Here is an 11,414-nt window from a genome sequence, read left to right as displayed (position 1 = left end):
CCCTCCCCCCTCCCTCCGGCCCGCACCGCACCGCGGCCCTCTACCGCCCGTAGCCCCCCCCGCGGGACTTCATCCAGGACAAACATCCCCCGCGGTTCGGTGCTTGTGGGGCGATGTTTCACGTGAAACATCGCCCCCGTGCTCCGTACGCCACGGCTGCGGCCACTCCTGCGTAGAGCACGGCCACCGTGACCACGAGTGGCACGGAGCGGCCGTCAGGCGGCAGCATCGCCGCGGCCACCCCCGCCGCGCCGACGAAGGCGACATTGAAGAGGACGTCGTAGAGGGAGAAGACCCGGCCCCGGAAGGCGTCGTCCACCGCCGTCTGCACCACAGTGTCCGTGGCGATCTTCGCGCCCTGGGTGATCAGGCCGAGAATGAAGGCGGCGGCCAGGATGGGGGTGGGCGCGAAGGTCAGCCCCAAGGCCGGCTCCAGGACGGCCGCCGCTCCCGCGCACAGTGCCATCCACCCGAACGGGCCGAGTCGGCCCGCCGCCCAGGGCGTGAGAACCGCGGCGGCGAAGAATCCCGCGCCGGAGATGGCGACGGCCAGCCCGAGCAGCGCCAGCCCGCTGTCCTCCCGCTCCGTCCAGGCGTATCTGCAGAGCATCAGCACCATCACCGTCAGCGCCCCGTAGCAGAAGCGCATCACCGTCATGGCCGCCAGCGCTTTGGCCGCCGCCCGTCGCTCGGCGAGATGCCGTACCCCGTCCGCGAGCCCGTGTGCCGTCGAGGACAGGGCGGCGCTCAGTCGGGGCCGGTCTCGCGGCGACTTTCCAGGACCCAGCAGTTCGCGCGCCAGCCGGAGGGAGGCGAGCGCCCCGCAGAGATAGAGGACGGCGCCCAGCAGCATCACGGCCGCGTCGGAGTCCGAGACCGTCAGCCGCACGACAAAGGCGAGTCCGCCGCCCGCGGTCGCGGCGAGCGTTCCGGCGGTCGGAGAGAGCGAGTTCGCGAGGACCAGCCGCTCGTCGTCCACCACACGCGGCAGGGCGGCCGAGAGCCCGGCGAGAACGAACCGGTTGACGGCGGTCACCGACAGCGCCGAGACATAGAAGAGCCAGTCGGGTACGGAGACCACGATCAGCACCGCCGTACAGCCCGCGAGGAGGGCCCGCAGCAGATTCCCGTACAGAAAGACCTGGCGGCGCTGCCAGCGGTCCAGGAGCAGCCCGGCGAACGGGCCGATCAGTGAATACGGCAGGAGGAGCACGGCCATCGCGGAGGCGATCGAGGCGGGCGAGGTCTGTTTCTCCGGGGAGAAGACGACGTACGCGGCGAGCGCCACCTGGAAGACACCGTCGGCCGCCTGGGAGAACAACCGGACCGCCAGCAGTCGGCGGAAGTTTCCGAGGCGCAGGAGCACACGCAGATCACGCACGACAGACATGTGAGCCAGCGTCACACACGCGGACCGGAACGGACGAGAAGGGTCGCCGGACCAGCAGTCCGGGGACCCTTCTCGTCGTGACGGGGAGGCCGCGCTCTAGCGCTCGACCTCGCCGGCGATGAACTTCTCGACGTTCTCGCGGGCCTGGTCGTCGAAGTACTGGACCGGCGGCGACTTCATGAAGTACGACGACGCGGAGAGGATGGGGCCACCGATACCGCGGTCCTTGGCGATCTTCGCGGCGCGCACCGCGTCGATGATGACACCCGCGGAGTTCGGGGAGTCCCAGACCTCCAGCTTGTACTCCAGGTTCAGCGGGACGTCACCGAAGGCACGGCCCTCAAGGCGGACGTACGCCCACTTGCGGTCGTCGAGCCAGGCGACGTAGTCCGACGGGCCGATGTGGACATTGTCGGCACCCAGGTCACGGTCGGGGATCTGGGAGGTGACGGCCTGCGTCTTCGAGATCTTCTTGGACTCCAGGCGCTCGCGCTCCAGCATGTTCTTGAAGTCCATGTTGCCGCCGACGTTCAGCTGCATCGTGCGGTCCAGGATGACACCCCGGTCCTCGAAGAGCTTCGCCATGACGCGGTGCGTGATCGTGGCACCGACCTGGGACTTGATGTCGTCACCGACGATCGGGACACCGGCCTCGGTGAACTTGTCCGCCCACTCCTTCGTACCGGCGATGAAGACCGGAAGGGCGTTGACGAAGGCGACCTTGGCGTCGATGGCGCACTGCGCGTAGTACTTCGCGGCGTCCTCGGAACCCACGGGCAGGTAGCAGACCAGGACATCGACCTGCTTGTCCTTGAGGGTCTGGACGATGTCCGCCGGCGCCTCGGGGGACTCCTCGATCGTCTGGCGGTAGTACTTGCCCAGACCGTCGAGGGTGTGGCCGCGCTGGACCGTGACGCCCGAGGACGGCACGTCACAGATCTTGATGGTGTTGTTCTCACTGGCGCCGATGGCGTCCGCGAGGTCGAGGCCGACCTTCTTCGCATCAACGTCGAAGGCGGCAACGAACTCGATGTCCCGCACGTGGTACTCGCCGAACTGGACATGCATCAGCCCCGGTACCTTGCCCGCCGGGTCGGCGTCCTTGTAGTACTCGACGCCCTGCACCAGTGAGGCGGCGCAGTTGCCCACGCCGACGATGGCTACGCGTACCGAACCCATTCCGGTTGCTCCCTGTGTGATGTCAGTGTTCGTGATGAAACCCTGCGGAGATGCAGGACCTCACTTGGTGGTGTCCGCGGACGGATCCGGCGGGCCGGGATGACCCGGGGGCGTGCCCCCGGAAGACGTGGCATCCCGGTGCCGGGGCAGGCCGTCCGCTTCTCCTGATGTGCCTTCTCGCTCAGCGGGACTTCCGGGGTCGGGCCGTCTCTGATCCCGCCCCGCCCGCTCGCTTTCGATGAGCTCGTTCAGCCAGCGCACCTCGCGCTCCACGGATTCCATGCCGTGCCGCTGGAGCTCCAGCGTGTAGTCGTCGAGGCGCTCGCGGGTACGGGCCAGTGAGGCGCGCATCTTCTCCAGACGCTCCTCCAGCCTGCTGCGGCGGCCCTCCAGCACCCGCATCCGCACCTCACGCTCCGTCTGCCCGAAGAAGGCGAACCGAGCCGCGAAGTGCTCGTCCTCCCAGGCGTCGGGACCGGTGTGGGACAGCAGCTCCTCGAAGTGCTCCTTACCTTCCGCCGTCAGCCGATAGACGATCTTGGCGCGGCGCCCCGCCAGGGAGGCGGCGAGCGCGTCCTCCGGAGCGCTCCCCGGCTCCTCGATCAACCAGCCGTTGGCGACCAGCGTCTTGAGGCAGGGATAGAGCGTCCCGTAACTGAAGGCGCGGAAGATCCCCAGCGACGTATTGAGCCGTTTCCGCAGCTCATATCCGTGCATGGGGGACTCGCGGAGCAGACCGAGGACAGCGAATTCAAGGATGCCCGAGCGTCTGCTCACCCGTCGCCTCCTCCGCTGTCCGGACTCTTATGCCGTACTGATGTATCGACTCGATACATCCCGACGATAGAACGGAGTGGAGATTGCGACAAGGGGGACCATCGTGAACGGCGTCACATCACTAATTCTCAGGAAGCAACTTGCCTGATTTAGGGTGAACTTCAGCTCTCGGGGGGTTTTGACCGTGCGTAGTCTGTGCGGCATGCAGACCACCGGGAACCGAATGACGCCGGTCAGCGTCAAGACTGTCGGCTTACCGGATGCATGTCGGATGAGCCCGATGCCGGACCGGTCCGTATTCATTTCGGGGGGACCGGAACTCAACTGCCGCTTCCAGGCGCCCGCGCCTGCCCGAGGAGTAGTCGTTCGATGAGCGAGCACCGTCGCAAACCGCCGCAGCCGCAGGGTGGCGGTCGTGCCGCGGCCAGGCGTGCGGCCCAGCAGCCATCCGGCCGCCGCGCCGCCCCGTCCCGAGAAACCGTTTCGGCCTCACCTTCCGGCTCCTATCAGGAGGAGCCGCCCTACGGTGGCCGCGCCGCGGCCCGACGTGCCGCCCAGCGGGGTGGCCGCAGGCGTGGGGCGGACGGCGGGGGCGCCGGCCGCGGCCGCGGTGAGCCGTACAAGAAGCGGTTCATCGACTACCCGCGCCAGGGCAAGTACGGCTGGCGGCGCTGGGTGCCGTCCTGGAAGCAGACCACCGGACTCGGTATCGCCTTCGTCGCGTCCATCATGGCCGCCGGGACCATCGCCTACGCGCTGGTACAGGTGCCGGACCCCAATCTCGCCTCGAAGGCCGAGAACAACGTCTACTACTGGGACGACGGCACCCAGATGGTCGCCACCGGTGGGGAGGTCAACCGGCAGATCATCCCGATCGAGAAGATCCCCGAGGACATGCAGAACGCGGTGATCTCCGCCGAGAACAAGTCCTTCAGGGACGACTCGGGTGTCGACCCGATGGGTATCGGCCGCGCTCTGATCAACATGGCCAAGGGCGGCAACACCCAGGGTGGCTCCACCATCACCCAGCAGTACGTCAAGAACGCCCGGCTCGGCGACCAGAGCCAGACCCTGAGCCGCAAGTTCAAAGAGCTGTTCATCTCCATGAAGGTCGGCACCGACATGGAGAAGCCCGAGATCATGGCGGGCTATCTGAACACCTCTTACTACGGGCGAGGCGCCTTCGGTATCCAGGCCGCCGCCCGCACCTACTACGGCAAGGACGCCTCCGAGCTGAACGCCAGCGAGTGCGCGCTCCTGGCCACGCTCCTCAAGGGCGCGACGTACTACGACCCCGCCGGCCAGACCTCCATCGACCCGAGGGCGACCGCCGAGGCGAACACGCAGAGGGCCACCGAGCGCTGGGGCTGGATCCTCGACGAGATGGTGAAGGACGGCCATCTTGAGCAGTCCGAGCGGGCCAAGTACACCAAGTTCCCGATGCCGGACGGTGTCAAGAAGAACACCCAGCAGGGCGGACAGATCGGCTACCTGGTCGACCTCGCCAAGGCGTACTTCGTCAACAACAACACGAAGGGCCTCACGGCAGACGATCTCTCCAGGGGCGGCTTCGAGATCCACACGACCTTCAACAAGAAGAAGGTCGAACAGCTGAAGGACGCTGTCGAGAAGGTCTACGACGCCAACATCGACCCCAAGAAGCGCCCGGACACCGACACACACGTCCAGTTCGGCGGCGCCTCCGTCGAGCCCGACTCCGGCAAGATCGTCGCCATCTACGGCGGCCAGGACGCCACCAAGCACTTCACCAACAACGCCGACCAGACCGGAGCCCAGGTCGGCTCGACCTTCAAGCCGTTCGTTCTGGCCGCGGCGATGCAGGACGGCGTCCGCGATCCGGTCGACGGCAGCCGCACGACCGTCTCGCCCGACAAGACCATCTACAACGGCGACAACAAGCTGAAGATCAAGAACTACGACGGTTCGATCTGGACCAACGAAAAGGGCAAGGAGTGGCTCCAGGTCAACGACGGCGACAAGGACTACGGGCCCATCGACCTGCGCTACGCCATGCAGGAATCGGCCAACTCCCCGTTCGTCCAGCTGGGCATGGACGTGGGCATCCCCCAGGTCCGTGACGCCGCCATCAAGGCCGGGCTGCTGGAGAGCTCCCTCACCGAGTCGAACGTCCCGTCCTTCTCGATCGGTATCTCGGACCCCAGCGCCATCCGGATGGCGGGCGCCTACGGCACGTTCGCCTCCAGCGGTAAGCAGCGGGATCCCTACTCCGTCACCAAGGTGCTCCAGAGCGGCAAGACCGTCTACGAGCACGAGAACAAGGAGAAGAGGGCGTTCGACCCGGCCGTCGCCGACAACGTCACGGACGTACTGAAGACCGTGGTGGAGAAGGGCACCGGTAAGAACGCGCGGCTCGAAGGGCGCGAGGTGGCCGGCAAGACCGGTACCACCGACGGCAACAAGTCGGCCTGGTTCGTGGGCTACACCCCGCAGCTGTCGACCGCCATCGACATGTACCGGATGGACGACGACGCGACGAACAAGAACCGCGAGTTCCTGAAGATGTTCGGTACGGGTGGCCAGGACAAGATCCACGGTGCCTCGTTCCCCTCGGAGATCTGGCACGACTACATGGAAGAGGTGCTCAAGGGGGAGCCAGTCGTGAAGTTCCCCGAGCCCGAGCCCGTCGGAGGGGCCTGGTACGGCGGCGGCACATCACCGTCCCCGACCCCGAGCGAGACGCCGTCCGAGACGCCGAGCGAGACGCCGTCCGAGACCCCCTCGGAGACGCCGTCCGAGACGCCGTCCGACACGCCCTCCTCGGAGGAATCCTGTAACCAGCCGTTCGGCTGCGCCAACGGTGGCGGAAACGGCGGCAATGGGGGCAACGGCGGCAACGGAGGTAATGGCGGCAACGGCGGACCTGGCGGAGAAAGCAGTCCGTCAACCTCCCCCGACGAGAGCTCCGGCGACACCGGAAGCATCTTCGGAGGCCCCAGAGGCTGACCGCGACGGGCCCGGGAGGCCGAGCGCCGCCCACGAGACCCGCCACGAGGGCCGCCGCACCGGCACGTACCGACTCGCGTACGTGTACGGTGCGGCGGCCCTCGCCGTGTTCCTGGCGGCATACGGCAGGATGGGCGCCATGCCCAGCGCAGAAGAGACATCCGTGGACCAGGACCGGCCGGTCGTGCCGCCCACGCGGCGTGACGAGATCGCCGCGGCCGGCAGCGAGCTGATCGGCGGCCCGGTCGGGCGCTGGGCCTGGTTCGGCAGCAGCAGGTTCACCCCCGTACGCGTCGTCGCGCTTGTGGCGATCGGCATGTTTGCGCTCGGCATGGCGCAGAAGATGCCGTGTTACAACTGGGCCTGGTTCCGCGGCGCCAGCTCGCAATACACCCACGCGTGCTACTCGGACATCCCGCACCTCTTCCTGGGACGCGGCTTCTCCGACAACCTGGTGCCGTACTTCGACCGGCTCAACGGCGACATGGAGTACCTGGAGTACCCCGTACTGACCGGCCTCTTCATGGAGGTCGCCTCCTGGCTCACCCCGGGCGGCTCCCTGCAGTACCGCGAGCAGATGTACTGGATGGTCAACGCGGGAATGCTGATGATCTGCGCCGCGATCATCGCCGTCTGCGTCGCCCGCACCCACCGCCGCCGGCCCTGGGACGCCCTGCTGGTCGCCCTCGCGCCCGCCTTCGCACTCACGGCCACCATCAACTGGGACCTGCTGGCCGTGGCGCTCACCGCCGCCGCGATGCTGATGTGGTCACGCGGCCGCGCCCTGGCCTTCGGCATCCTCATCGGTCTCGCGACCGCCGCCAAGCTCTACCCCGTACTGCTCCTGGGGCCGCTGCTCCTGCTGTGCTGGCGTGCCGGGCGATTCCGTGAGTACGGAACGGCGGTCCTGGGCGCCGCCGCCGCATGGCTCGCGGTGAATCTGCCGGTCATGGTCCTCGCACCCGAGGGATGGAAGAAGTTCTACACCTTCAGCCAGGAGCGCCAGGTCGACTTCGGCTCCTTCTGGCTGATCATCACCCAGCGCACGGGCGAGTCCCTGGACGTCGGCACCGTCAACAACTACGCGATGCTCCTGATGCTCCTTGCGTGCGCGGGCATCGCGACGCTCGCCCTGACGGCCCCCCGCCGCCCACGCTTCGCCCAGCTCGCCTTCCTCGTCGTTGCCGCCTTCATCCTCACCAACAAGGTCTACTCACCGCAGTACGTACTGTGGCTCGTCCCACTGGCGGCCCTCGCCCGGCCTCGCTGGCGAGACTTCCTGATCTGGCAGGCCTGCGAGGTCATGTACTACCTCGGCATCTGGATGTACCTCGCCTACACGACCAGCGGCGACGCACACAAGGGACTGCCCACCGAGGGCTACCAGCTCGCCATCGCCCTGCACCTGCTGGGGACGCTCTACCTGTGCGCACTGGTCGTACGGGACATCCTGATGCCCGAGAAAGACGGTGTACGCACCGACGGCTCCGACGACCCGTCGGGCGGCGTACTGGACCGGGCACAGGACAGATTCGTACTCGGCGGCGCCGCCAGGCCGACACAGCACGCCGCCCAGTCGGTGGAAGGGCCCCGGGTCGAATGGGGAGTACGGCCACCAGGAGCCGCCTGAGCGGCCCACACGGCCGCGAGGCCGCCCAGGCCGGTCGCCGACGTGAAAAGGCCGCAGAGCGCCCCTGGAGCGCTCTGCGGCCTTTTGAGTGACGTCCCGCTCAGCGGTCGACGAGACGGTCGAACTGCGTCGTCGTGTGCCGCAGATGAGCCACCAGCTCATCCCCGACCTTGGGCTCCTGCGCGTCCGACGGCACGAACAGGATCGACACCTGCATATGCGGCGGCTCCGCGAACCAGCGCTGCTTGCCGTCCCAGACGAATGGCGACAGATTCCGGTTCACCGTGGCCAGACCCGCACGCGCGACACCCTTCGCGCGAGGCATCACCCCGTGCAACGCCTTCGGAGCCTCCAGCCCCACCCCGTGGGACGTTCCGCCGGCGACCACCACGAGCCAGCCGTCGGAAGCGACCTTCTGCTGGCGATAGCCGAACCGCTCCCCCTTGGAGACGCGGGTGACATCCAGAACAGAGCCCCGGTACTCCGTCGCGTCATGATCCCCCAGCCACAGCCGCGTACCGATACGCGCCCGGAAACGGGTCTGCGGGAACTGCTGCTGCAACCTGGCCAGCTCCGGGGCGCGCAAATGACTCACGAACATCGTGTGCAACGGAAGCCGCGCCGCACGCAGCCGGTCCATCCACGCGATGACCTCCTCCACCGCGTCGGAACCGTCCGTACGGTCCAGCGGCAGATGCAGGGCGAAGCCCTCCAGCCGCACATCCTCGATGGCCGCGTGCAACTGGCCGAGCTCTTCCTCCTTCACGCCATGGCGCTTCATCGAACTCATGCACTCGATGACCACACGAGCGCCCACCAGCGCGAAGACACCATCGACGGACGAAACCGAACGCACCACCCGGTCGGGCAGCGGCACCGGCTCCTCACCCCGCCGGAACGGCGTGAGAACCAGCAGGTCACCACTGAACCAGTCCTTGATCCTGGCCGCCTCGTAGATGGTTCCGACAGCCAGCGTGTCGGAGCCGAAGCGCGTGGTCTCATCGGCGAGACGCTCATGACCGAAGCCATAGCCATTGCCCTTGCAGACCGGGACAACCCCCGGGAACTGCTCGATGACCGACTTCTGGTGCGCCCGCCAGCGCGCGGTGTCGACGTAGAGGGAGAGCGCCATACCGGTCCGGAACCTTTCTCTCGGCTGCCGTGAATCGAAGAGATGGATGAACGAGGAGGAGAAACGAGGGGGGAACGAGAAGGGGAAGAACGAGGAGGGAAGGAACGAACGAGGGGGGAGGGAACGAAAGGGAAAGAACCGGCCGCCGCGCGGAACGCCACAGGGGCTGACCGTCGGCCACCACCGCGGTCAGCGGCGCGACATATAGATGTCAAGCGCCTTGTGCAGCAGCTTGTTGAGCGGGAAATCCCACTCACCGATGTACTCGACAGCCTCGCCGCCAGTACCCACCTTGAACTGGATCAGACCGAAGAGATGATCGGTCTCATCGAGCGAGTCGGAGATCCCGCGCAGGTCATAGACCGTCGCACCCATCGCGTACGCGTCACGCAGCATCCGCCACTGCATGGCGTTCGAAGGCCTGACCTCACGCTTGTGATTGGCCGACGCACCGTACGAGTACCAGACGTGACCGCCCACGATCAGCATCGTCGCCGCCGCGACATTCTCACCCTCATGACGGGCGAAATACAGCCGCATACGATTCGGGTCCTCGTTGTTCAGCACCGTCCACATGCGCTGGAAGTAAGACAGCGGGCGCGGCCGGAAATGATCCCGCTCAGCTGTGATCTCGTACAGCCGCTGCCACTCACCGAGATCCTCATAGCTGCCCTGTACCACGTCGACGCCGGCCTTCTCGGCCTTCTTGATATTGCGCCGCCACAACTGATTGAAGCCCTTGAGAACATCATCCAGCGACCGATTCGCCAACGGCACCTGGAAGACATAGCGCGGCTGCACATCACCGAAGCCCGCGCCGCCGTCCTCCCCCTGCTGCCAGCCCATCTTGCGCAGCCGGTCGGACACCTCGAACGCCCGCGGCTCGATGTGCGTCGCCTCGACATCGCGCAGACGCTTCACATCCGGATCCTGAATACCCGACTTGATCGCACCCGCGTTCCACCGACGAATCACCACCGGCGGACCCATCTTCACCGAGAAGGCACCCTGATGCTTCAGATGCGCCAGCATCGGCCGCAGCCACTCGTCCAGATTCGGGGCGTACCAGTTCAGCACCGGCCCCTCGGGCAGATACGCCAGATACCGCTTGATCTTCGGCAGCTGGCGGTAGAGCACCAGCCCCGCGCCGACCAGCTGGTCGTTCTTGTCGAACCAGCCCAGGTTCTCCGAGCGCCACTCCGTCTTGACATCAGCCCACGCCGGGACCTGGCAATGACTCGCCGCCGGCAGACTCTGGATATACGCCAGATGCTGCTCTCGGCTGATGGTCCTCAGGGTCAGACTCATGCGGGGCGCTCCTCGGCAGGTGTGTCCCCATCGATACAGGGGCTCCGGCTCTCGCGCCGAAGCCTACTGTGCCGATGGAGCGCCCCGTCTGGCTGTGGGCGGAGCGTCCGGCTATCCGACGACCCCACCGAACAGTCCGCCGTGCGCCATTCCGAGGAAGAACCCGACCGCCGAGGCGCCGAGCCCGATGATGATCAGGAACCGTTCACGCGTCGTCACGGAGATGAACTGCCCGTACGCGCCCGTCAGGATCCCCACCAGTCCCGCCCACGAACTGAGCAGATGCAGATTGTGGAAGAAAGCCGAGACGAAGGCGAGAACGCCCAGTGTCAGCGTCACCACGACCAGGATGTCCTGGAGGGGATGACGCTTGCCGTCCGTGGAGAACAGAGAGGTGGCGGAGTTCGGTCGCATTGCCTGTGCCATCTGGCACCTCCTGGCCTTGCCTGAAGGCGGCGCATCGTAGCGCCGCGCACACCCGATGTGTACAGATTGCGTCCGCGGGCGACCGGATTTCAAGCGGAAGCCGGTCTGTGAGTAGTCTGTACGGTCTGCGGCGGTGTCTGCCCGCGCCAGAAAACGATCCCCTCGCCCGGCGAGCCGGATTGTCAGTGGCGGCCGATACCGTTGCTCACGCATCACGACCCTCCTGCCACGGAACGACCGTGGCCGCTGAGTCCAAAGGAGGTGGGTTCCACATGCGTCACTACGAGGTGATGGTCATCCTCGACCCCGATCTTGAGGAGCGCGCTGTCTCCCCGCTGATCGAGAACTTCCTCTCCGTCGTCCGTGAGGGCAACGGAAAGGTCGAGAAGGTCGACACCTGGGGCCGTCGTCGTCTCTCTTACGAGATCAAGAAGAAGCCCGAGGGCATCTACTCGGTCATCGACCTGCAGGCCGAGCCCGCAGTCGTCAAGGAGCTCGACCGACAGATGAACCTGAACGAGTCGGTCCTCCGGACCAAGGTCCTCCGTCCCGAGACCCACTGAGCTCCTAGCTCAGCGGTCATCGGG

Annotated in this window: 9 protein-coding genes; 3 read left to right on the top strand and 6 right to left on the bottom strand. The window is 66.6% G+C overall.

The annotated features are described in order from the left end of the window. Nucleotides 1-118: 118 nt before the first annotated feature. From ABTZ59_RS08925 to ABTZ59_RS08915, 3 genes are all read right to left on the bottom strand, one after another. The gene (locus tag ABTZ59_RS08925) at nucleotides 119-1,390 is read right to left on the bottom strand and encodes an MFS transporter (protein ID WP_351392911.1); all 1,272 of its coding nucleotides are present in this window, start codon (nucleotides 1,388-1,390) and stop codon (nucleotides 119-121) included. A gap of 96 nt (nucleotides 1,391-1,486) precedes the next feature. Beyond that, on the bottom strand, nucleotides 1,487-2,569 hold the full coding sequence (locus tag ABTZ59_RS08920; RefSeq protein ID WP_351392908.1) for an inositol-3-phosphate synthase: 1,083 nt from the start codon (nucleotides 2,567-2,569) through the stop codon (nucleotides 1,487-1,489). A 60-nt stretch (nucleotides 2,570-2,629) separates the two neighbouring features. Then, nucleotides 2,630-3,346 carry a PadR family transcriptional regulator gene (locus ABTZ59_RS08915; protein ID WP_351392904.1) on the bottom strand — a complete coding sequence of 239 codons (717 nt, stop codon included), beginning with the start codon at nucleotides 3,344-3,346 and terminating at the stop codon, nucleotides 2,630-2,632. Between the two features lie 369 nt (nucleotides 3,347-3,715). Here ABTZ59_RS08915 and ABTZ59_RS08910 point away from each other — a divergent pair, with 369 nt between their 5' ends. Both ABTZ59_RS08910 and ABTZ59_RS08905 read left to right on the top strand, forming a co-directional pair. Next, entirely contained in the window at nucleotides 3,716-6,331 is a 2,616-nt protein-coding gene (locus ABTZ59_RS08910; protein ID WP_351392902.1) for a transglycosylase domain-containing protein, read from the top strand. A 139-nt stretch (nucleotides 6,332-6,470) separates the two neighbouring features. Beyond that, on the top strand, nucleotides 6,471-7,961 hold the full coding sequence (locus ABTZ59_RS08905; protein ID WP_351392899.1) for a glycosyltransferase family 87 protein: 1,491 nt from the start codon (nucleotides 6,471-6,473) through the stop codon (nucleotides 7,959-7,961). A 100-nt stretch (nucleotides 7,962-8,061) separates the two neighbouring features. On the opposite strand, the gene ABTZ59_RS08900 is transcribed toward ABTZ59_RS08905, so the two are convergent. From ABTZ59_RS08900 to ABTZ59_RS08890, 3 genes are all read right to left on the bottom strand, one after another. Next, nucleotides 8,062-9,093, bottom strand: a complete 1,032-nt coding sequence (locus ABTZ59_RS08900) for an alanine racemase (RefSeq protein WP_351392896.1) — start codon at nucleotides 9,091-9,093, stop codon at nucleotides 8,062-8,064. A gap of 189 nt (nucleotides 9,094-9,282) precedes the next feature. Continuing rightward, the gene (locus ABTZ59_RS08895) at nucleotides 9,283-10,401 is read right to left on the bottom strand and encodes a lipid II:glycine glycyltransferase FemX (RefSeq protein ID WP_351392893.1); all 1,119 of its coding nucleotides are present in this window, start codon (nucleotides 10,399-10,401) and stop codon (nucleotides 9,283-9,285) included. A gap of 111 nt (nucleotides 10,402-10,512) precedes the next feature. Further along, a complete protein-coding gene (locus ABTZ59_RS08890) occupies nucleotides 10,513-10,827 on the bottom strand; it encodes a hypothetical protein (RefSeq protein WP_351392889.1) in 315 nt (104 codons plus the stop codon). A 272-nt stretch (nucleotides 10,828-11,099) separates the two neighbouring features. Between ABTZ59_RS08890 and rpsF the strand changes: the two genes are divergently transcribed. After that, complete coding sequence (gene rpsF / locus ABTZ59_RS08885) at nucleotides 11,100-11,390, top strand: 30S ribosomal protein S6 (protein WP_006604399.1); 291 nt, start codon at nucleotides 11,100-11,102, stop codon at nucleotides 11,388-11,390. Nucleotides 11,391-11,414: the final 24 nt, after the last annotated feature.

The sequence above is a fragment of the Streptomyces sp. NPDC094034 genome, assembly GCF_040303865.1.
Taxonomy (GTDB): Bacteria; Actinomycetota; Actinomycetes; order Streptomycetales; family Streptomycetaceae; genus Streptomyces.
This window is presented reverse-complemented; position numbering and strand designations above follow the sequence as displayed.

Excerpts from the sequence above, each read along its gene's own strand:
- ABTZ59_RS08910 (WP_351392902.1), top strand. The coding sequence starts at position 3,716 with ATGAGCGAGCACCGTCGCAAACCGCCGCAGCCGCAGGGTGGCGGTCGT.
- rpsF (WP_006604399.1), top strand. The coding sequence starts at position 11,100 with ATGCGTCACTACGAGGTGATGGTCATCCTCGACCCCGATCTTGAGGAG.
- ABTZ59_RS08905 (WP_351392899.1), top strand. The coding sequence starts at position 6,471 with ATGCCCAGCGCAGAAGAGACATCCGTGGACCAGGACCGGCCGGTCGTG.
- ABTZ59_RS08895 (WP_351392893.1), bottom strand. The coding sequence starts at position 10,401 with ATGAGTCTGACCCTGAGGACCATCAGCCGAGAGCAGCATCTGGCGTAT.
- ABTZ59_RS08900 (WP_351392896.1), bottom strand. The coding sequence starts at position 9,093 with ATGGCGCTCTCCCTCTACGTCGACACCGCGCGCTGGCGGGCGCACCAG.
- ABTZ59_RS08920 (WP_351392908.1), bottom strand. The coding sequence starts at position 2,569 with ATGGGTTCGGTACGCGTAGCCATCGTCGGCGTGGGCAACTGCGCCGCC.
- ABTZ59_RS08890 (WP_351392889.1), bottom strand. The coding sequence starts at position 10,827 with ATGGCACAGGCAATGCGACCGAACTCCGCCACCTCTCTGTTCTCCACG.
- ABTZ59_RS08925 (WP_351392911.1), bottom strand. The coding sequence starts at position 1,390 with ATGTCTGTCGTGCGTGATCTGCGTGTGCTCCTGCGCCTCGGAAACTTC.